The organism is Mucilaginibacter sp. 320_HR, from assembly GCF_059691875.1.
On the sequence record NZ_JCAWAI010000003.1, the window covers coordinates 781,736 to 802,435 of the forward strand.

16 protein-coding genes are annotated in these 20,700 nt (G+C 46.2%); 5 read left to right on the top strand and 11 right to left on the bottom strand.

All coding sequences use genetic code 11. The annotated features are described in order from the left end of the window. Window positions 1–36: 36 nt before the first annotated feature. Both AC59GT_RS14105 and AC59GT_RS14110 read right to left on the bottom strand, forming a co-directional pair. On the bottom strand, window positions 37–2,241 hold the full coding sequence (locus AC59GT_RS14105) for a tetratricopeptide repeat-containing hybrid sensor histidine kinase/response regulator (protein ID WP_497238227.1): 2,205 nt from the start codon (window positions 2,239–2,241) through the stop codon (window positions 37–39). Between the two features lie 413 nt (window positions 2,242–2,654). Then, window positions 2,655–5,507: a hybrid sensor histidine kinase/response regulator transcription factor gene (locus tag AC59GT_RS14110; RefSeq protein ID WP_497238228.1), complete on the bottom strand. Its 2,853-nt coding sequence runs from the start codon at window positions 5,505–5,507 to the stop codon at window positions 2,655–2,657. Between the two features lie 151 nt (window positions 5,508–5,658). On the opposite strand from AC59GT_RS14110, the gene AC59GT_RS14115 reads away from it, so the two are divergent. Beyond that, window positions 5,659–6,870, top strand: a complete 1,212-nt coding sequence (locus AC59GT_RS14115) for a glycosyltransferase (RefSeq protein WP_497238229.1) — start codon at window positions 5,659–5,661, stop codon at window positions 6,868–6,870. Here the strand turns inward: AC59GT_RS14115 and AC59GT_RS14120 are convergent. The 8 genes from AC59GT_RS14120 to AC59GT_RS14155 all read right to left on the bottom strand — a co-directional run bounded on the left by AC59GT_RS14120 (window position 6,861) and on the right by AC59GT_RS14155 (window position 15,983). Beyond that, the gene (locus AC59GT_RS14120; RefSeq protein WP_497238230.1) at window positions 6,861–7,709 is read right to left on the bottom strand and encodes a transglutaminase-like domain-containing protein; all 849 of its coding nucleotides are present in this window, start codon (window positions 7,707–7,709) and stop codon (window positions 6,861–6,863) included. The two genes, AC59GT_RS14115 and AC59GT_RS14120, sit on opposite strands and share 10 nt — an antisense overlap. After that, on the bottom strand, window positions 7,699–8,436 hold the full coding sequence (locus AC59GT_RS14125; RefSeq protein WP_117383972.1) for a proteasome-type protease: 738 nt from the start codon (window positions 8,434–8,436) through the stop codon (window positions 7,699–7,701). The genes AC59GT_RS14120 and AC59GT_RS14125 overlap by 11 nt, the downstream gene beginning before the upstream one ends. 19 nt (window positions 8,437–8,455) lie before the next feature. Beyond that, a complete protein-coding gene (locus tag AC59GT_RS14130) occupies window positions 8,456–9,430 on the bottom strand; it encodes a transglutaminase family protein (protein WP_497238231.1) in 975 nt (324 codons plus the stop codon). Between the two features lie 20 nt (window positions 9,431–9,450). Next, on the bottom strand, window positions 9,451–10,386 hold the full coding sequence (locus AC59GT_RS14135) for an alpha-E domain-containing protein (protein WP_117383097.1): 936 nt from the start codon (window positions 10,384–10,386) through the stop codon (window positions 9,451–9,453). 154 nt (window positions 10,387–10,540) lie between these two features. Next, complete coding sequence (locus tag AC59GT_RS14140) at window positions 10,541–12,001, bottom strand: circularly permuted type 2 ATP-grasp protein (protein WP_497238232.1); 1,461 nt, start codon at window positions 11,999–12,001, stop codon at window positions 10,541–10,543. 434 nt (window positions 12,002–12,435) lie between these two features. Then, a complete protein-coding gene (locus tag AC59GT_RS14145) occupies window positions 12,436–14,094 on the bottom strand; it encodes an FAD-dependent oxidoreductase (RefSeq protein ID WP_497238233.1) in 1,659 nt (552 codons plus the stop codon). Window positions 14,095–14,109: 15 nt separating this feature from the next. Further along, window positions 14,110–15,510 (bottom strand): sensor histidine kinase, encoded by a 1,401-nt coding sequence (locus AC59GT_RS14150; RefSeq protein WP_497238234.1) that lies wholly within the window; start codon window positions 15,508–15,510, stop codon window positions 14,110–14,112. Further along, window positions 15,507–15,983, bottom strand: a complete 477-nt coding sequence (locus tag AC59GT_RS14155; RefSeq protein ID WP_497238235.1) for a group II truncated hemoglobin — start codon at window positions 15,981–15,983, stop codon at window positions 15,507–15,509. Before AC59GT_RS14155 ends, AC59GT_RS14150 begins: the two co-directional genes overlap by 4 nt. A gap of 235 nt (window positions 15,984–16,218) precedes the next feature. Here AC59GT_RS14155 and AC59GT_RS14160 point away from each other — a divergent pair, with 235 nt between their 5' ends. The 4 genes from AC59GT_RS14160 to AC59GT_RS14175 all read left to right on the top strand — a co-directional run bounded on the left by AC59GT_RS14160 (window position 16,219) and on the right by AC59GT_RS14175 (window position 18,211). Next, window positions 16,219–16,650 carry a helix-turn-helix domain-containing protein gene (locus AC59GT_RS14160; RefSeq protein ID WP_497238236.1) on the top strand — a complete coding sequence of 144 codons (432 nt, stop codon included), beginning with the start codon at window positions 16,219–16,221 and terminating at the stop codon, window positions 16,648–16,650. 49 nt (window positions 16,651–16,699) lie between these two features. Then, window positions 16,700–17,116 carry a VOC family protein gene (locus AC59GT_RS14165; RefSeq protein ID WP_497238237.1) on the top strand — a complete coding sequence of 139 codons (417 nt, stop codon included), beginning with the start codon at window positions 16,700–16,702 and terminating at the stop codon, window positions 17,114–17,116. A gap of 350 nt (window positions 17,117–17,466) precedes the next feature. Then, entirely contained in the window at window positions 17,467–17,922 is a 456-nt protein-coding gene (locus AC59GT_RS14170) for a VOC family protein (RefSeq protein WP_497238238.1), read from the top strand. Window positions 17,923–17,932: 10 nt separating this feature from the next. Next, the gene (locus AC59GT_RS14175; protein ID WP_497238239.1) at window positions 17,933–18,211 is read left to right on the top strand and encodes an iron chaperone; all 279 of its coding nucleotides are present in this window, start codon (window positions 17,933–17,935) and stop codon (window positions 18,209–18,211) included. Window positions 18,212–18,552: 341 nt separating this feature from the next. Here the strand turns inward: AC59GT_RS14175 and AC59GT_RS14180 are convergent, their stop codons facing one another. After that, a complete protein-coding gene (locus AC59GT_RS14180) occupies window positions 18,553–20,514 on the bottom strand; it encodes a beta-galactosidase trimerization domain-containing protein (protein WP_497238240.1) in 1,962 nt (653 codons plus the stop codon). Window positions 20,515–20,700: the final 186 nt, after the last annotated feature.

Consider the following 20,700-nt stretch of genomic DNA (forward strand, 5'->3'; position numbering starts at 1 on the left):
TATTACCAACAAAGCATGAAGAATTATAATTTATTGTTAAACAGCCCGCGCGTGTAGCAAGGCAGTATAAAGGCGGTCAATTTCTATAGGCTTGCGCAGGAAGCCGCTAAAATAATCTTTGTATTCAGAGTTTCCTTCAGCGGTGATATCTGCGGTAAGGGCAAAGACAGGTGTAGTATTATTGGGGTTCTGTTGCTGGCGAATCTGCTCTGTGGCATTGAAGCCGTTCATTTCGGGCATGTGAATATCCATCAAAATAAAGTCGAACACTTTCCGGCCGGCTTTCTCTACAGCCTCTAAGCCGTTAACAGCATGTTCAGATTCTATTCCCCAGTTGCTAAGCAGCTTGCGTGCCACCATGGCGTTTATCATGTTATCTTCGGCCAGCAGTACGGTTTTTCCTTTTAGCCCTTCGGTGTTCATCGGCTTTAACCTGCCGGGAATTTGAGCCCGTTTTAACGTGATCTCGAAAGAAAGTTCAGATCCCTCGCCTACCTTGCTTTTTACGTTAACGGTGCTGTTGTATAACGCAGTAAGCTTTTTAACAATGGCCAGCCCAAGCCCCGATCCGCCGTGCTTGCGGGTGGTAATAGCTTTAGGCTGAGAAAAACTTTCAAATATTTCATCAAAGTATTCCTCGGGTATGCCTGTGCCCGTATCGGCAACTACGAAATGGATGGTGTCAGCATCGCCTGTTGTTTGCACCCTCTTTACCCGCAGTGTTACCCGGCCTTTGTCGGTATATTTAACAGCATTGCTGATAAGGTTGCTTAAGATCTGCGACAATTTTGTTTCGTCAAGCTCGTAGCATTCTGCCAGGGATGCATCTGCATCCAGCACTAACTCTATCCCTTTTCTTTGGGCAAGCGCGCGATACGTTTTTACAACATGCTCCATCAGCTCGGTAAACAGGCATGCCCGGTTGTCTATCTCTACTTTGCCGGAGTCCAGTTTGGTGAAGTCCAGTATGTCATTTATTACCAGCAGTAAGTTGTTGGATGCTGCCTTTAACGATTCCATCAATTCGCTGTCGTAAGCGGAGCGCTCTGTAATCATGGAGGTGATGGTAGTTACTGCGTTTAGCGGTGTACGTATCTCGTGACTCATTGTAGAAAGGAACTCCTGCTTTATGCGGGCGGCTTCCTCCGCCCTTTTCTGCTTTTCAACAATTGCAGCTTTTTCTTTTTGGAGTTTAGCTTCTTTCTCCATGGACTCCATCTTTACAATCAGCTCATAATTCTCAATAACTTTAAGCGTTTGAGTATTAATTACCGCTTCCTTTTGGTGCAGGTAAAGTTCCAGGTACTCCAGCGACTTAGCGGTGTCGTTCTCCTGTTTGCTTATTTGATACAGCAGGAAGTTGCATTTAAAACGGACTATAGCAATGTTGTACTTGTTACTAAAATCAAGGCCTTTTTGCAGGAATGCCTTTGCTTTGTCTAACCTGTTCATTGCTATATACAGCTCACCCATTTTTTGGTAAGCCATACCCAATCCCAGCTTTTCGCCGGCATTAAGATGTATTTCAATAGCGTTGCTAAAGTCCTGCTCGGCCTCATGCAGCCGACCGTTGAAGGTGTATATTTTGCCGCGTCCGTACAACGCAAAAGCCAGCCCGCGAATGTCGCCTGTTTTTGCTTTGATGGCAATGGAGTCTTGTATAATCCGAAGTGCTTTATCAGCTTTGCCCTGGTTAAGGTAAATGCCCGATAAGGGGTTATACGCGTTAGATACCAGGTTAAGATCCTTCACCTTCCTGGCTGCATCTATAGAAGCTTCGTAGGATTTGATGGCATTTTTTGGATCGCCAAAATATTCATAAATAGTACCCAACGATTTAAGCGTGCGTGCCTGGTTATGGTAGTCGTTAAACTTACGGTAGATGCTAAGGCAGTCGAACAGGCAAATCAGCCCCAAGTGATAATTATCTGTCTTGTAATAAACACCTGCAATGCTGTACTTGGCGTCAGCAACACCTTGCTCATCCTGCAACTCTTCAAACAGTTTTATTGCCTCCTTAGCCATGTTTACCGAACGCTTGTGCGCCCCTTGTATCATGTAAAAAAGAGAAAGAAGATTAAGGCTTTTGCCTGTAAGAGGCTTGTCGCCTATTCTGCGGCTGTGCTGTAGCGCCTGGTTTGCAAGCTTAACACTGTACTTGAGGTTGTGTATCCTGTTGCCATAGGCCTCATCAAGCAACTGGTTGATAGTTTCTACGTCTGAAGCGGGTGAAGGGGGCATAATAGGTTTTATACAAAACTAATATAGCTATTGTAAAATTCAAAAGCTAATTGTTCGTATGCCTGTAAGTTGTAGCCGGATTAAAACTTATAAAAGTTGCGGATGCAGTTTTGGCAATGGTAGTGTTTTAAATTAAGCCAGGGTAAAAGTGTTTTTACAATTACTCCCCTTTTTATACGCATGCAAGACTTCCTTCCGCATCTGGGGCACACTACGTTAAGGTCTTCGGCAGGAGTTGTTTTCATGGTCCGGTTTTGTTCATTATATATCAAGTGCATTGTGTAGGTTTTTAAACAAAATTAGAATAAACCATACGGGTTGTTCTGCCATATTGCTTAACAAAACCGCCATTAACATGAACAAAACTGCCTTTACATATTATAAAACTGACATTATATAGGATAGGCCTGGAGTTAGATCAGTTCTGACGCATCGCGGCCAAAATGCTCCTTATAGAGCTTGCTGAAATAAGCAGGGGTATCAAAACCTGCCGCATACGCTATTTCCGCAACGGTGCGGTAACGGCCGCTCTCTATGGCCTCACGGGCTATCTGAAGGCGAATAGTGCGGATGTATTTGTTGGGAGTAAGGCCGGTGATAGCTTTTATACGCCTGAAAAGCTGGCGCTCGCTTATTGCCATTTCATAGCTTAGCATAGCCAGGTTGAGGTCTGTTTTGCCGATGAATTCTCTTACGATATCCTCAAGAGTAGCCAACCATGCCATGTCCGACGGCGATAGGTCGCGTGCGGGTTCAGAGTCTGCATTGTCGCAAGCTATGGGTAAAACCAAATCAGGCTCTTCTTTCTGCTCGTCGGGCGCTGGTTTGTTGCGGAAAGCGGCATTATTTATAAGGTTAGCGGCACGTGCAAGCAACTCATCCCGCATAAAGGGTTTAGTGAGGTAATCATCTACCCCGGTATGCAAGGCGTGCATTTTGCTTTTGCTATCAGCAAGTGCGGTGAGCATAATTACCGGTATTTTAAAGTATTGCGGATGAGCTTTAAGGTGATTTAGCATGGTAAAGCCATCCATGCCGGGCATCATCACGTCAGAAATGATAAGATCCGGCAAGCGGTTAATGCTATCTAACGTAGACAGCGCGCTAATTCCGTTATCTGCTGTTATGACCTCATAATCCTGCCCGATAATTGAGATGATGTAATCCGCCATTTCCCGGTGGTCTTCTACCAGCAATATGGTGCTGCTTTCCGGAACAGGTAAAAAGGTGTTTTTTGAAGTTATGCTTAATTGCTGGGCGTCTTTTGGCGCTTTGTCTTGCTTTGTTGCGGCAACTATTGGTATCTCCGCTGTAAAAGTACTGCCCAATCCATAGCTGCTTTCTACTTTAACAGTACCGCCCATCAACTCAGCAAACTCTTTCGCAATTGAAAGCCCTATACCGGTACCTCCTTCTGCAGGGGTGTTGCGGTTGCTTTGAAAATACCTGTCAAAAATATAAGGGACATCGTCTGCGTGAATCCCGTCACCATTATCGTGTACGGCAAAGTTAACAGCGCCGTTTGTTGTTGTGGCTTTAACGTTGACAGAATGACCAGCCGGGGTAAATTTTAGGGCATTGCTGATTAAATTGTTAGCTATCTTTTCGAACTTATCCCTGTCAATGGAGATCGTAAGGGTCCTATCAATATCACAGCTAAGCGAGTAGCTCACTTTCTTATATTCGGCTGCCGAGGTAAAGCTTTGGAATATCAGCGTGATAAGTTCATGGATGTTAACAGTTGACGGTTTCAGTGTTATATTGCCCGACTCAATTTTACCCAGGTCCAAAAGTTCGTTTACAATATCCAGCAGTTTCTTACCATTTCGCTGTATGGCAAGCAGGTTGCTTTGTTGCTGTTCAGGAGCTACGTTATGATTCAGTAGCTGCTCAGCCGGGCCCATTATTAGTGTGAGAGGTGTTTTAAGTTCGTGACTGATGTTGGCAAAGAAGCGATTTTTCATCGTATCCAACTGTGCCAGTTGCCGGTGTTCTTCGGCCAGGGCCGCTGCTTCGCGCTTTTTCCTGCCGGCAATCCACGTATATACGATAGTTAAAATGACTAAAACTACAGATCCCAGCAGGATGATAAAGTTGCGCTGCTGTGTAAGCATGGTATTGTTATGTGCGGCTACCAGCAGTTGTGTGTCTGCTTTATACCGTTTATCCAGGTCTGATGCGATGCGTTGCTGATCTTCAGATAGTAAGCTGTCGTTTAAATCTCTCGTCTTCTCGGAGTATTTAAGGGCCAGCTTGTAGTTGCCTACACCTGTATAAGCCTCTGTTAACCGCCTGTAGGTTGATACCAGCATTAACCTGCTACTGTTGGCTTCTGCCTGTGTGGCAAGTGCGCGTTCGCCATACTCAACTGCTTTTTTAAAATCTTTACGGCCAATCTCTATGGTCATCAATTCCCGCAAATCGTGTTTTTGTAGCGATACAAAGTTGTTTGTTTTGGCAAGTTCGTAAGCGGCAAGGGTTATTTTCTCAGCTTCATTAAAACGCTTTTGGTCCTGGTAAAACATGCCCAGGTTACCCATTATGTTTACTTTGGCAAACAAGTTCAGCTTGTCTTCGAAAGGTTTTTTTAATAAGCTTTCCAGATAGTAAATCGCCTTGCGAAGATTTTCTGGTGGGAGATCGCTATTGGGTTTGGGGTTATTTGAATAGGCATTGGCAAGCATGCTTATTGCATTCACATACCGGATGGTGTCTTTTATCGCCAGGGATTCTTTTGCAGCCTGATCGGCATAGGCTATAGCATTAGCAGCATTTTTAACAGGACGGAAAAGATCAGAGATACAAATCTTACAGTCGATAACAAGCGCTTTCCACCCTGCTCGCTCGCTCTCTCTCAACACGGCAAAGGCAATTTTTAGTGCCTCCTTGCTGTTACCCTGACGACTGTACATCCAGGCAATAAGCGTCCTGAGGCGCACATAGGTTACAGAATCACTTTTAGGCGCTACAGCAGCACCTTGTTGCGCATATTTCAGGGCCTCTATTTCTTCGCCGGCCTTATAACATTTGTAAGATACGGCAGAAAGTACCCTCCCTTCCAACACTTTGTCATTTTGCTGCCGCGCCTTTTTAAGTAACGAATCGCCAAGTAGTTTGATGTCTTTAACTTCGGTAAGGTCTTTAAGCCTTGAAAGAGGGTCGGCAGCCGCCGGTTGCTGCTGCGCCTGGCCGTAAAATGCCGCAAATAGCATTACGCAGGTTAAAACTGCTTTACTAAAGGTTAGGCGGCGGGTATAAGGGGACATACTTCCGCTAAAATAATTAATTATAAGATAGGAAGCCGCCCGATATTGTACAATAGTTAAATTAATCAGCCCGCGAATTAATCAGCTTGTAACTTCCCCTTTTCAATTGTCGTTTAATCTCTATATTAGTAGTTTCTACAAATACCCAATCATGCTCCAAAACCGCAATATACTGTGCATATGTAACACCGAATGGCATGGTAACTATATTAAAGCAACTGTTGAGCTGATGAAAGTGCTTAGCACCACCAACAAGGTGCTTTTTGTAGAAAACCCTTATACCTATAAGGACGCGATAGTAGGTGTTAAAGCAAAAGAAAAGCTGGACTATATACAGGCTATGGGGCTTAAAAGCCGCATAACCAATATCGCTACCGAAGGTGGCGGCACGGTTTACCTTTTAACGCCGCCGCTGGTGGTGCCGGTTAGCTTTTTGCCCCCCGGTAAGCTGCACAAGTTTTTCCTGAACTATAACGGGTTGCTTATAAGACGTACCATACGCAAGGCATTAAAACGGCTGAAAATGGAGGAGGATCTGATCAACATAGTATCCTTTAACCCGCCGTTGGGCGTAATGACCGGGCGCAGGTTTAACGAGAAAACGCTGATATACCACTGCTACGATGAGGTTAAGGGAGCAGGATCATGGCTGAGCAAGCATGGCGTTAAGCTGGAGCAGGTTTTCATGAAAATGGTGGATGCGGTTATTGTGACCAGCAAAGGACTTTATGAAAGCAAAAAGGACTGGACAGAACGCTGTTATATTGTAAATAACGCCGTAAAAGCATCGCTGTTTCGCCAGGGGTTTAACCCTGATGTAAATCCGGATAAGAAGGTGGTAGGGTATGTGGGCAGTGTAGACGACCGGTTGGATTACGACATATTGCAACACCTGTTCACCCAAATGCCAGATGCTACTTTTACATTTGTTGGGCGCATAACCAGCGAAAGAGGTGAAGCTATCCTTAGAAAATATCCGAATGTGAAGTTGGAAGGTGCAAAGTCGCCGGAACAGCTGCCCGGCTATTCCAAAGAGTTTTCTGCAGGCATAATCCCATTTATTAAAGATGACTTTACCCGGGGCATTTACCCCATGAAGATAAACGAGTACCTGGCTGCAGGCTTGCCGGTGGTAAGTACCGACTTTAGTGACCTCTCTGACTTTGAGGGCATTATTAAAGTAGCAGATAATAAGGAAGATTTTCTGCGCGATATTTTAGAAGAAATAAATACTGATACAACGGCTAAACGGCAGTCGCGGCTGGACATTGCCGAGGGGAATACCTGGCAAAAGCGTGCTGATGAAATGTCTGAAGTAATAGAGAAAGTAGAAGAGGAACTTGCTAGTAGCTATCAAAAGTAGGTGACACCGTCGCTCACGTGCCGCGTGTAATATATAGGCTCAAACGGTGTTTCACCTGCATATTTGCTTGACACTTTAATGCTTTTAAATTCCACATCGCCAAAAATGCTGGCAATAGCTGCATCTGCCGCATCGCGACCATTGGCTATTTTCACCAGGCCGTTCAGTGGGGTAAGTCTTGTAGCATCAAACAGTACCCAATCGCCGCCCAAATATGCTTCAAAACAAGCATGAAAATCTGGTGGATATAGCTGGTAAGCATAGCCGGTAAAATACCTTGCCGGGATAGTAAGCGCGCGGCACAACGCTATGCCCAAGTGTGCAAAATCGCGGCATACGCCTGCCTGCTGGGTTACGGTATCATAAGCGGAGGTCTCCGAATTGGTGAAGCCGCTTAAGTATTCCACGTTTTTGTGGATCCAGTCTGTAATTGCAAAAACCTGTTCAAAAGGGGTGTTAATGTGACCAAAGGTGTTGCTTGCCAGGCGGTACAACTTGTCTGACTGGCAGTAGCGGCTTGGGTTAAGGTAAGTAAGCACCGAGGGATGGAATTGCGCCACCGGTATTTCGGGCATATTAGAGTGGTTTCTTACCTCATAGTAATTATCTACCATGGCATGGTAACTTACAGCGATTGGCCCCGGCTGCTGTATATCCAGCCTAACGAAGCGGTTTTCGCCATGTATTGGCGGGAGTTCTTCAGAGTTGATGTGCGGATCGAGAACGAGGCTCTCTTCTATTATGTTTTGACGGTCTGTCCGTAATGCATTAATGTTCAATATCAGCGTGCTTGGCGCTTTTACATCATAAGCTAACTCTGCCGATACTTTAAACTTCATTTGTATTTACGGGTAATTTATCAAAAGCTTTGTCCATCCATTCGCCTGGAATATTCATCAGGGCGTTTTTTAGTTCCTCGTCCCACTGGGCAGATATTTCCGCCATCTCTTTTTCGGTAAAGCGCTGCTCTACCAGCTCAAATGTGCCTTTTTTGTAGAGTGCCACATCTATAGGGAAGTCTACATTATTGCTGCTTACGCGCGTACTGTCGAACGACAAGAAACCCGCTTTAAGTGCCAGCCGCATGTCCGAATCTTCATTTACCACACGGTTAAGTATAGCTTTACCATGCCCGGAATTCCCGATAATGACAAACGGTGCGCCCAGCCCCAACTCTACCCAATTGCCCTCAGGGTAAAGCAGGAACAGCTTGTGCTCTTCATCGTCCTTTAGCTGCCCGCCAATTATGGTGTTGAGGTCGAACTTAAAGCCTGCTTTTTCAAGAGTGGGCCTGTCTTCCTCGGCAACCCGGCGTACCTGCTGGCCAAAAGCATTAACGGCCTGGTACAATTTGGTGAACTCCTCTGTCTCCAGCAATTCGTCAAAGTAAACAATAGCCTTGTCCCGCACAGACCGCAGTCCGCTTGTCATGATGAAGAGCGAATGGTTCTTCTTTTGAACAATGGTGATCTTTTTTTTAATTGTAGTATCGGTGCCGGTGGTAATACGGGTATCTGCCAGGGCTACGAGGCCCTGTTTAACCTTGATTCCTAAACAGTAGGTCATTGTGCTATATTTTGTTCCGTTACTGCTGCTGTTGTTGCTGCTGCTGGATAATTTCCATATACCGTTCGTAGCTGTTGCGCGGTGCAACATGGTCGGTTTTTGGAAACGTTGAAACGGTAAATATATCTTTTTCCTGTGGAATGTGTTCCTCTTCGTACCCTACCGATACGGAAACATCCAGTATGTGCCTTGCTGAACCTTTGTAAACACCCTTTACCGGTGAGCAATCACTAAAATTGCGGCCTACTGCCAGGCGCACGTGCATTTCGTTGGCAATGCAGTTGTTTGTAGGGTCCAGGCCCAGCCAGCCATAACCTGGCAAGTAAGCTTCGGCCCAGGCGTGTGTTGCGCCGGTGCCGCGCATGCCGTCGCGGTTGGGGCATATGTAACCGCTAACATATCGTGCAGGAATGCCCACCAGCCGTAGCATTACCATTAGGATATGGGCAAAATCCTGGCACACGCCGGCTTTAATCTTCCATATCTCGTCTAGCGTCGTTTCTACAGTAGTTACCCCCTTGATGTATTCAAAGTTCCTGAATACGTACTCCATAAAAGTTAACGCTGCTCTATAGGGGGTGTCATTGGCATTACGTTCGCTGTTTACTATAGGGGTAAGTTCACTCAGGCCTTCAAAGTACTCCTGTTTAAGAAAGTCTATGTAGGGCACAATATGCCTCAGATTAAATAACTCGTCCCATTGGGTAACGGCGGCAACATCGTCTAGCGGTAATGGGCGGGGATGTGTATTTACGGATACCTGTGAATTGATCACCAGCAGGTTGTGTGGTTCTGTATAAGTGAAGCTGCCTACCTCATTGCCATAATAGTCAATATATGTATCTACAAGCGGGTGGCCGGTGATGCTCAAATCGTGCTTCAAAACCTCCTGGTAGAGATCTGCTATCGGGAACAGGATGATCTTATTGGCACTGTCGCGCACAAAGTTATCGTACGAGTATTTAGTTATGTGCTGTATTTTAAATTCGGGCATTTCAGATCAATTAGGGGTTATCATGAATTGGCGAAATAGTATTCGTTAAGGCAGTTGCCGATCTTGTACAGATCATCCCTGGCAATGGTCAGAAACTGGTGAAGGCCTACCTGGCTGATGCTTTTTGCCGAACTATATTTGATATTGCTCTGCAGCTTGCCTATCTGGAACGAAATATCGCGATAGTCGTTCACATTACTGTTGTTTTTGAGCCTGTCGAAATAGCGCTGGATATTGTTCACAGAATAAATAACCGATCGTGGAAAATCATTGTTCAGGATGATCTGCTCTATTACGTTCTGCGCCTCTAATCCGTCGCGGTAGGTTTTCAGGTAGAGCTCGTGCCCGCCGATGGACAGGAGCAGGTGTTTCCAGTAGGTAATATCGGTAAGCAGGTCGGGGTTGGCATTGGTTGGCCCGTATTTTACATCAAGAATATCTATCGACTGAATTGCCCTTTCCAGGTACTTGCCAATGTTCATGAAGCTGCGTGCCTGGCCCCGTTCCATGGTTATTTCTGCTGTGCCGTAATAAAGCATCACCTGTTTAATAACAATATCCAGCACAGTTATAGGGTCATCCTTTTGGAGCCTGTCATTAAGCTTAGGGTCCTTTATGGTGTGGTAGTACTCATTAAGGCACTGCCAGAGATCCTTAGGGATATGCTCCTGTACGCTACGGGCGTTCTCGCGGGCAAGGGTAATAATGTTCAGGATTGAGTTTTGATTGCCCCTGTCTGTCACCATGTATTTAAGTACGGCGCGGCTATCGTCATTTAGTTTTTCCTGCAGGCTTTCGTCATACCCTGAGAAAATACGCAGCACGGGCTTCCAGCTGAAACCCTGCATGGAGTCCTGCGAAGAGTTGTAATTGATCTTTAGCATCCGCAGGATACCATCGCTACGCTCAATGTACCTGCTTAGCCAGTAAAAGCTTGCGGCTACCCTGCTTAACATAAGCCCCCCAACCCCCTAAAGGGGGAGTTAAAGCGCTCTATAGCCTTAATAGGACAATATAAAGGAGCTATTTTCAACAAATTACACATTACAAATATTTTCAATTTTCTTGATTCCTAATTCTTTTACTCTTGCCTCTTATCTTGTTCCCCCTTCAGGGGGCTAGGGGGTTCAACACCCATGTGTCTTTACTGCCGCCTCCCTGAGAGCTGTTTACCACCAGCGATCCTTCTGTGAGCGCTACGCGTGTGAGGCCGCCGGGTACAATCTCTATCCCATCCGGGCCGCAAAGGGCGTAGGGTCGCAGGTCTATACGCCTGGGCTGCAGTACGCCGCCAATGTAACACGGCGCTGCCGACAGTGATATGGTAGGCTGGGCTATAAAGCTGCGCGGGTCCTTTAATATCTCCTGCTTGTACTTGTCTATTTCTTCCTCGCTTGCGGCGTGCCCCATCAGCATGCCGTAACCGCCGCTCTCGTTGGTTTTTTTCACCACCATTTTGTTAATGTTGGCAAATACGTGCTCGCGCTCGTCTGCATTGCCCAAGCGGTGCGTGGGTACGTTCTTTAATATAGGTTCTTCGTTTAGGTAATACCGGATCATTTCCGGCACGTAAATGTAGGTGGCCTTATCGTCGGCTACGCCGTTGCCTATGGCATTTACAATGGCCACGTTACCTTTCCGGTAAGCGCCCATCAGCCCGGCTACACCCAATACGCTTTGCGGATTAAACACTAGCGGATCTAAAAACTCATCATCCACCCTGCGGTAGATCACATCAACCTGCTGCAGGCCGGTGGTGGTTTTCATGTATACCTTGTGATTGTTCACCACCAGGTCTCGACCTTCTACCAGCTCTACCCCCATCAACCGGGCCAGGGTTGTATGTTCAAAGTAGGCCGAGTTGTATATACCCGGACTAAGCAGCACAATGGTAGGGTTGCTTATTTGCCTTGGCGATAGCGCCATAAGGTTCTTGTACAGGATTGCCGGATACTCGGTAACGCTGCGAACACTGCAGTTGGGCAGCAGATCGGGGAAGAGGCGTTTGGTAATCTCGCGGTTCTCCAGCATGTAGCTCACGCCCGATGGCGTGCGCAGATTGTCTTCCAGTACATAAAAAGTCCCGTCATGATCGCGGATTAGGTCTATCCCGGCAATGTGCACGTAGATATCATAAGGCACATCCAGTTGATACATCTCGCGCAGGAAATGCGGGCAGGAGTAAACAATGTCTATAGGTACTATGCCATCCTTTACAATAAACTGGTTGTGGTAAATGTCCTTAAGGAACAGATTGAGCGCGGTAAGCCGCTGTTTGATGCCCCGTTCTACAAAGGCCCATTCGTCTGAGGTAATAATACGGGGTATGATATCAAACGGAAAAATTTTCTCTATCCCTTCGCCGCTGTTGTAAACCGTAAAAGTAATACCTTGCGACATGAACAGGCGCTTTGCCAGTTCTTCCTTTTTATTAAGATCCTCGGCGGATTCTCGTGCCAGGTATTCAATCACTTTCTGATAATGGTCGCGGACGATGTGGTTTTCGTTATACATCTCGTCCCATACGCCGTTTATCAGGTTGTATTTTTCAAAATGTTGCGAACTGTACATAAAATACCTTGGTTTTTAGAGCATCTGAATAAATGAAATTAAATAGCGAACAGGTAATTGCAACCAATTACATCATCAATTCCACTATTTTTTGGTAAATTATAAAAATAATTGCTCATCTGCTACAAGTTTTGCAGTAAAGTTGAGCAAAGGAGTAAGAATATTGGTGTAAATGCCGCCAGATAAATAAAAAAAAGCAGCTACCCACAGGATAGCTGCCGTTTCGGAATTTTAAATAAGAGAGGTTCGGCTATATAATATGGTTGCAGAAATGCCGCACAGCGTGGCATTTTCAACTTAAGGGCGTGCTAGAGCTTTGTAGCTAATACGTATAAAGTAGACGGATGGTTGCGTTAAAGCATATTTTTAAGCCACGTGCTGCTGCAAAATAAAGAGGTGTGTTAACCCTGTGGCTAGCACACCCGAAAGCTCTCTTATATCTCGTTTAAATACTTGTGCACAAAACTAATGGCCATGGAGCCTTCGCCTACGGCGGAGGCTACTCGGTTCATGGCGCCGGCGCGTACGTCGCCGGCTGCAAATATGCCCGGGATGCTGGTTTCTAAAAGGTATGGGTCGCGGTTGTTGTGCCATATCTTCTCAAAATCAACACAGCTGTTCAGGTCGCGGCCGGTCTCTACAAAACCTTTGTCGTTCTTGATAATATTTTTGCACAGCCAGTCGGTATAAGGGCGAGCACCAATAAAAATGTAAAGCGCGTCCGCATCAACTGTTTGCGTCTCGTTAGTATCCAGGTTTTCTATTACCAATTGCTGCAGCCTGGTTTCTCCCTTGGCCTCCTTTATCTCGCTGCAAGGCATCAGTGTAATATTGTTTACACCGTCAATCTGGTCAATAAGGTAAGAGGACATAGTAGCTGCAAGGCTTTCTTTACGTATCAGGATGAAAACCTGCCTGGCGAATTTAGACAGGTACATAGCTGCCTGCCCTGCAGAGTTGCCGCCGCCAACAATGTATACGTTGGCATCTTTACAGGATGCGGCCTCCGTCATGGCGGCACCGTAGTAAATGCCGGCACCTGTGAATTTCTCTATACCGGGGGTAGTGAGCTGGCGGTAATCTACCCCGGTGGTGATCACGATGCTTTTAGTGGTCACTTCGGTACCGTCTTCCAGTACCAGCATTTTGTACTGGTCTTTGGTCTTGATCTCTTTTACCGATTGCGGCGAAATAATATCTGTACCAAAACGGGTGCTTTGGGTAATTGCCCTGCGGGTAAGGTCGGCGCCGCTTAAGCCGGCCGGGAAACCGAGGTAGTTCTCAATACGGGAACTGGTACCAGCTTGTCCGCCGGGTGCCTTGCGCTCTATCAGCAAGGTTTTTAATCCTTCGGACGAGCCGTAAACCGAGGCAGCAAGGCCTGCGGGCCCTGCGCCAATGATCACCACATCGTACAGCTCGTTCTTAACGGCCGGGTTAAGGCCTATGCGTGCTGCAATGTCTCTCACGGCAGGGGCTTTTAGCAAAGTGCCGTCGTCAAAAATAATAGCCGGGAGGTCCTTCGCTTCTATACTGTTTATCTGTGTTAGCTTTTTTGCTTCTTCGGAATTGGCGTCCAGCCACTGGAACGGCACAAGGTTACCGGAGAGGAACTCCTTGATCTCATGCGACTTTGGAGAGAAGGAGTAGCCAATAACCTTTATACCCTTAAAATCCGGGCGGTAATTACCGCGCCAGTCTTCCAGCATATCGGTAAGTATGGGGTATAACTTCTCCTCTGGCGGGTCCCATGGCTTGGTGAGATAATAATCAAGCCTAACGTCGTTTATGGCTTTTATAGCTGCGTCGGTATCTGCGTACGCGGTAAGCAGCACGCGCTTGGCATTAGGAAAATAGTTCATGGCGCGGCACAAAAACTCTATGCCCTCCATCTCGGGCATACGCTGGTCCGACACGAACATGGCCACTACCTCGCCTTTGTTCTTCAATTCTAAAAGTCCCTCAAGCGCTTCCTTAGCAGATGTGGTGCTTAGTATCCGGTAGTCTTTACGGTACTGGTTACGGAGGTCGCGCGTTATTGCCCGCAGTACCTGCGGGTCGTCGTCAATTGCAAATATGAAAGGTTGATCCATGTGTGTTTTTAATTTTTACTCGCCCGATATAGGGAAACAAACAATAAACTCTGTGCTGCCCGGCACAGAGCGCAGCTTTACTGAGCCATTATGCTGGCGTACTATGCGCGTTACTACGTCAAGCCCAAGGCCGGTACCTTTGCCCATGTCTTTTGTGGTAAAAAAGGGGTCGAAAACCTGCGACTGTATCTCCGGCGGAACGCCAGGTCCATTATCTTTTAATGTTACCTGCACAAACTGCCTGTCCTGTTGAGTGGTAATCTCCAGGGTGCCACCACCATTGGCCTCCATGGCATCAGCAGCATTATCAATAATATTGGTCCATACCTGGTTAAGCTCGCCGGCCATTGCTTTTACCTGCGGTATGTTAAGGTCAAAGTGCTCTACCACGGTTACTTTTGCTTTTTTAAGCTTATAATCCAGCATGGTAAGCGTATTGCGCAAGCCGCTGTGTATGTCCAAAGGCTGCTTATCAGTAGCCCTGTCCATATGGGTAAAGTTCTTGACGGCCGTTACCAGTTGCGATACCCGTTGAGATGATTCCTTTATATCGCTAATCATCTTTGTAGCTACCAGGTAATTGTTCACCCACTCCAGTACCACGGGTAATTGCGGCGATGGGGTACAGGCGTTCATGTGGTCCAGGTCCTCGGGCTTAAAGTCAAAATCCACCATGTTCTCTGCAAAGTCGCAGTCGGTTATCTCGTGGTCATCCAGCCAGTCGTTCAGGTCATCCTCATGTGCCGCCCGGGTCATCATGCTGAGTACGGGGCGGTCTTTCTGGTGCGCGCGGGTATGCAGCAGCTGGTTTATGCCATCTACTTTCTCCGGCGGAATGTTAAGCTGAACGATAGATTTAAACAGCTCCGGCAGGCGTTCTATCTGGTCCTCCAGCGCGGCCGCCCCTCTTGTGATAGCCGCGGCAGGGTTATTAAGTTCGTGTGCTAAACCGGCAGACAGCTTGCCAAGCGCAAACATCTTTTCGTTTTGCTGCTGCTGCGAGGTAAAATCGCGCACGCGGGTAGTCATGATGTGCACCAGCGCTTCGGTAAGTTCATAGTGCTTTCTTGCCGCTTCTTTGATCTTTTCACTAGGGATCATCAATACGCGGGCCTTTTTTACGCACTCGCCAAAGCCGGGTGTTTTGCCAATACGGGAGAATGGCAGGTAACCAGATATTGCTTGTTCGTTAAGAATGGCCAGTTCGCGCAGTTTGCCGTTTTGCAAAACGCATATGCGGATGCGCCCGGCAAGTATAATGCTGGTTTTGTCTATCAATTCTTCGGCTTCAAATATGCGCTCACCTTCTTCCAGCAGGCGCACTTCACCATTGTCTATTAAAAATTGCAGCTGGTCATCGGGTACTCCATCCAGCAGCGGCAGCGCTTTCAGTTCTTCCAGTGTTACGTCGTTCATGCTTCGGGTAGGTAAGGGCCGGCGGGTACTCCCCATCCCCATTTGGGCATAGGTGCATCCTGCTGCAGCGGATTGTCGGTTAAGTTAGAATTGATAATGGCTATGCGGCTGCCCCACTCCAGGTACGCCACCAATGCCGAGCGAAACTCCGGGTCATCAGCCAGTTTCAGCTCGTCGGCACTTTGCAACAGCAGGTGTATCCAGCGCTGGCGCTGCTCTTCGGTAAGCAGCTTGCCAATGTGGTGCGCTACCATTTTGGCGTGGCTGCCCTCGTCATGTTTGGTGTACAATTCCGGCCCGCCAAAAACCTCGCCTATAAAATGGGCAACGTGTTTGGTATGCTCGGCAGACATGTTGCGGAACACCGGGAGCAGCAGTTCATCGGCAAGCACCTTCTCGTAAAAGAGCTTGGTAAGATCTTCCAGAACCTGGTTGCCGCCCGCCCAGTCGTACAAGGTGGGAGTGTTTTTCATAGCAGGATAAAATTACTACAAATACGGGCGATTACCTAACCGGTCAGCAGTTTTGAAAATTTGTTAATGTTATTAGGAGACGAGCAGTTTTATAAGCCAGCGACAGGCGTTATAATAAAGGTTTGGCTTTACCAAGATCTGGCTGATTACCTATTTAAACGCTTGCAGATTGAAGTATAAGTTAGCATATTTATTACAGAGAACTTACCGGATGCAGATTCAGCTATTTTAACAAATGATTTCTTCACCAACAATTTATCTATACCGCAGGGTTTTAAAGGCTAAACTGTTTATTGAAGAAAACTATGGTATGCCTTTAAACCTGGATCAAATATCTGATGAGGCTTCATTTTCGAAATACCACTTTCTGCGTCTATTTAAAAAGGCTTATGGCAAAACGCCGCACCAATTCCTGACCTGGTACCGGCTTGAAAGAGCCAAAGATTTTTTACAAACGGGAATGAACGTATCCAACGTTTGTTTTGCCGTGGGCTTTGAAAGCATAAGTACGTTTACCAGCCTGTTTAAACATTATGCAGCCCAAACACCCGCCGTTTACCAGCAAAAACAGGCTGAAAGAAAAAAGCAGATGCATGACACACCATTAAATTTTGTACCTAATTGCTTTGCGGAAAAGAACGGTTGGAAAAATAGCAATTCTCAATAACTGCGGTTGTAATTCACGGCGCATCTTTGATTATACAAACTAAATAAAGATGATCACTAAACTTAACCATGTCAGCATATTTGTGCTGGACCAGGACAGCGCCTTCAACTTTTACGTAAACAAGCTTGGCTTCAGGGTACATACTGATGCCGCAATGGGGCCGGGCATGCGCTGGCTGACAGTTTGCCCGCCGGAGCAGCCAGATTTGGAAATTAGTTTAATGGCTATTAGTGAAGGGATGATGTTTAACAGCGAGTCGGCTAAACAAATGAGGTCTTTGGTGAGCAGTGGTACGTTTGGCTTTGGTGTTTTTGAGTGTAAGGACCTTTTGGCAACATATGAAGAACTTAAAGCCAAGGGTGTGGAATTTACAAAAGCGCCCACTAAAGAATTTTACGGGTTTGAAGCACTATTTAAAGATGACTCAGGTAATTGGTTCTCGTTGGGAGAGGCAAAGCAATCATGAGCCTAAATATAGTAACTAAAATATAGGCGGCAAGCATAGCTGCTGGACGGTAATTCGAAAACCATAATTTTCAGCGTTTGAAAATCCTTCCAAAAACACGTTTTTAAAAATTTTCGCTTTTGGGGCAGCTATGTTGCCCATGCTCGATTTTCTTCACCTAAAAAAGTGTGGTTTTTGCAGATTTTGGATCATGATTTTGACACCACTTTTTAAAAAGTTAAAAATCGGGACAATTAAAATCGGTTGGACGGATGTCTCGTTTGACCCTTTGAATGGTCGCAATAACACCTTGTTAATTGGTTTAATTGAAGGTAGATTTGATGTATTATAAACCCGATAATAAACCCATTATGCAAAAGATAAGCACCTTTTTATGGTTCAATGGCAACGGCCAGGAAGCACTTGACTTGTATGTTTCAATTTTTAAAAATGCTGAGGTAAAGCAAGTTAGCAAACATGGAGGGCAGCTTTTCAGCGCTACAATAGAGCTTGAAGGCACCGAGTTCATGATCCTGAACTGGCAGGGAGAGTACCAGTTTACGCCGGCAATATCGCTGTTTGTAAAGTGTAAGGATCAGGAAGAAGTTGATGAGATATGGAATAAAATGCTTGATAATGAGGCACAACCAATGCAATGCGGCTGGATAACCGACAAGTTCGGGGTATCGTGGCAGATCATCCCGGATGCGCTTGGCCGCCTCATGAATGACCCCGACCCGGCTAAGGCACAGCGGGTTATGCAAGCTATGATGAAGATGGTAAAGATAGATGTAGTTGGTTTAGAAGAAGCCTATAACAACGGATAAGTAACCTGCCATGCTTAAACCAAAGGACGTTAAAGACTATTTCTTGAGCTATCCTGAAGCTACGCAACAGGCTATGAATCAGGTTAAAGCGGTAATTTACAAGGTAGCGCCAGCGGCTGAAGAGAGCATTAGCTACGGCATCCCGACATATAAATACAGGGGTTTGCTGGCCCACTTCGGCGGCTATGACAAGCACATAGGCTTTTACCCGGGATCAAAAGCCATAGAGGTGTTCAAGGACGAGATATCCGGATACAAGAATGCAAAGGTTCGGTGCAGTTCCCTTTAGACCAGCCTTTGCCGCTGGATCTGATAGAGCGAATGGTAAGGTTCCGACTGGAAGAGAACACGGCCAACATTAAAGCTAAAAAGGAGTAAAAAGCTTGTTTTAATTGTTTCGCTGCGAGGTGTTTCGCTTATAGGCTGCAGCATCAGACAAGTCGCTTAAGCTCTTAATTAATAACCGCTTACACGTTACATCTAAATAATTGCTACTGTTTCGGGGTGTTTCGGTCTGAAATGTAAGTTGCTGTTTGTCAATAATTTATTGTAGAGATTGTTTCGGGTGTTTCACTTTTCCTAGGCGAAACACCCGAAACAGTTTTGGTCTACTATCCTACTGTTGACAGGCTATTCCCACCGGATAACCATGCTTTCGCCGGCATCTATACTGATGTGTGTACCACCGATCTTGCCGCCTTTATTAGCATAAAGCACGTTCGCCTGCCGGGATAGGTTCTTGATCACCAGGTTGAATTCTCTCCGTTCTGCGGAGTTGTTAATGATTACAGTTACACTATCCTGTTGGTAGCTAAGGTGTTTCATCAGCATGCCGGGCTGCGGCTCCTCAAACATCACCGGTACAGATGGCAGCGAATGCAACTGCAAAACATCTTCCAAAAACCGGGTAAGCGAACGGTAATCTTCTGATATCCTGCTTGCTAAACCAATAAGTGACGGTATCCACCAGGCTGTTCCTTTGCCGAGCTGGTTCTTCACGGCTGTTGGTTTTTCTCTATCTGAAGCTATTGATGTGCCTGTAGTAGCTTTTAGCTCCCCTGTCCACATGTATGTTGGTAAGGTAATGCCATTTACTATAACCTCTCCTTGCTTGTCTATTGCTTTGTATTCCAGCACATCAGCTCCCAGTAATGTTCTTAGCGGGAAGCCGAGTCGCATGGTGCCTACGGCATTCTCATCATAGTAACCGGTCAAGCCATCGGCTAATAAGGTGCCTCCTTTTTCCACAAAGCTTTGCAATAGAGGCCAATATTTAGACGGGATTGAGATCTGGTGTGCAAGTATGATACTTTTGTTTGAGTAGTCATCCAGGTCAAAGTCAAACTCGCTGATCTCCTTAAAGTTGACCTGCAGGCCGGCTTCACTAAGCGCTTCAAAATAAGCCAGCGCCGATTTCAATACCCCGCCTTCGTCCCGACCTTCATAGCTTTTTCCGCCCATTTGGAGCGTCTTTTCTATCCAGAGCGACTCACGTGTATAGATAACATTTATACCGGATTCGATCTCCCTGGCATTGTTAAAGAACTGGCTATCCTGGTTAACTACATCTATAACGGTTTTAGCTGCTTCGAGCCTGTCTGATGGTTGGTTATGGTAGTTGAGCATAGCCCACTCGCCGGCTTCTATACCTGAAGAGCGTGGGTTTAAACACCAGAAGATAGCCCCTTTGCTTTCGGTAGCTACAGCCAGCCAAAGCCATTGCGCTATCTCTTCTGCTGTGGGGCACATCGCCAAAAAGCCGCTGTAGGTGTTATTTCCCCCTTGCAGCTCCGTCATGAACCAAGGGATCTCTCCCGCACCTGATCGGATTATCTCACAATTAGCCGCAACTGCCAGCGCATATTGCTGCCGGGTAAAATATTCGAAATGCCAGCTGGCATGTGCAGAGCCGCCCAAACTGGTGAGAAAAGCCCGCCATGCCGGAAATTCGTATTCGGCAACATTCTTAAAGATGGCATGGTTATTCACATGTATAACACTGCCCGGGTGATACTTGTGTATCTCGTCCGTTAGCCATTGTAAGAACCAGGTGTTGTAGTACAGGTGAAAGCGTTCATCTGCAAAGTTAAAACGGTCGTAACTACCGCTGTTATAATCTATAGCAACTTGCTCCTGTTTCCATTCGGCATATTTATCTGTTGCAAATTGCTCTTTTGGAAAATGGCCTACACCTGGTTCATTAACCGGTACCCAGCCATAGCAAGAAGAGAAGTCTTTGAAATGAGTAACAACATTCTCTATATAGCGTGTGATGCTCTGAAGATGATCCGCATCCTTAGGGAACTTTAAACCGCCAAGATCTGTAAAGGATGTAGATGGGAACAGATTACCATAAACCTTTATTCCGTACTTTTCGGCAGCAGTGTAAGCAGCGTCAAACAGTGTATAATTCCATTTTCCGTCGGGCCGATGCATGTAGCTTTCAAACAACCTGATGCGGGTGACAGTCATGCCTGCTTCTTTTAGGCGTTTAAACCACAGGTCTATTTCCTCAAAGGTCTGGCCGGGCTCAATAAATATCTCTGCCCCGAACATTATGGGAGTTGCTTGTTGCTTTGATGTATTTTGCATGGTAGTTACCGGCTTTAGAGACGTATAATTAACTTACATGTAGAAGAATGGTTTTATGTATGGGGTTAACAACATTTGGTAGCCGCCGGAAGTAATCAAAAATAGAACGTTAATCCCAAGAATCGCGAATGGATGTGGTATTCAGCCAAGAACGTTGAATAGCTAACCGGCGAGTACGTCGGCATC

Excerpts from the sequence above, each read along its gene's own strand:
- AC59GT_RS14105 (WP_497238227.1), bottom strand. The coding sequence starts at position 2,241 with ATGCCCCCTTCACCCGCTTCAGACGTAGAAACTATCAACCAGTTGCTT.
- AC59GT_RS14110 (WP_497238228.1), bottom strand. The coding sequence starts at position 5,507 with ATGTCCCCTTATACCCGCCGCCTAACCTTTAGTAAAGCAGTTTTAACC.
- AC59GT_RS14115 (WP_497238229.1), top strand. The coding sequence starts at position 5,659 with ATGCTCCAAAACCGCAATATACTGTGCATATGTAACACCGAATGGCAT.
- AC59GT_RS14120 (WP_497238230.1), bottom strand. The coding sequence starts at position 7,709 with ATGAAGTTTAAAGTATCGGCAGAGTTAGCTTATGATGTAAAAGCGCCA.
- AC59GT_RS14125 (WP_117383972.1), bottom strand. The coding sequence starts at position 8,436 with ATGACCTACTGTTTAGGAATCAAGGTTAAACAGGGCCTCGTAGCCCTG.
- AC59GT_RS14130 (WP_497238231.1), bottom strand. The coding sequence starts at position 9,430 with ATGCCCGAATTTAAAATACAGCACATAACTAAATACTCGTACGATAAC.
- AC59GT_RS14135 (WP_117383097.1), bottom strand. The coding sequence starts at position 10,386 with ATGTTAAGCAGGGTAGCCGCAAGCTTTTACTGGCTAAGCAGGTACATT.
- AC59GT_RS14140 (WP_497238232.1), bottom strand. The coding sequence starts at position 12,001 with ATGTACAGTTCGCAACATTTTGAAAAATACAACCTGATAAACGGCGTA.
- AC59GT_RS14145 (WP_497238233.1), bottom strand. The coding sequence starts at position 14,094 with ATGGATCAACCTTTCATATTTGCAATTGACGACGACCCGCAGGTACTG.
- AC59GT_RS14150 (WP_497238234.1), bottom strand. The coding sequence starts at position 15,510 with ATGAACGACGTAACACTGGAAGAACTGAAAGCGCTGCCGCTGCTGGAT.
- AC59GT_RS14155 (WP_497238235.1), bottom strand. The coding sequence starts at position 15,983 with ATGAAAAACACTCCCACCTTGTACGACTGGGCGGGCGGCAACCAGGTT.
- AC59GT_RS14160 (WP_497238236.1), top strand. The coding sequence starts at position 16,219 with ATGATTTCTTCACCAACAATTTATCTATACCGCAGGGTTTTAAAGGCT.
- AC59GT_RS14165 (WP_497238237.1), top strand. The coding sequence starts at position 16,700 with ATGATCACTAAACTTAACCATGTCAGCATATTTGTGCTGGACCAGGAC.
- AC59GT_RS14170 (WP_497238238.1), top strand. The coding sequence starts at position 17,467 with ATGCAAAAGATAAGCACCTTTTTATGGTTCAATGGCAACGGCCAGGAA.
- AC59GT_RS14175 (WP_497238239.1), top strand. The coding sequence starts at position 17,933 with ATGCTTAAACCAAAGGACGTTAAAGACTATTTCTTGAGCTATCCTGAA.
- AC59GT_RS14180 (WP_497238240.1), bottom strand. The coding sequence starts at position 20,514 with ATGCAAAATACATCAAAGCAACAAGCAACTCCCATAATGTTCGGGGCA.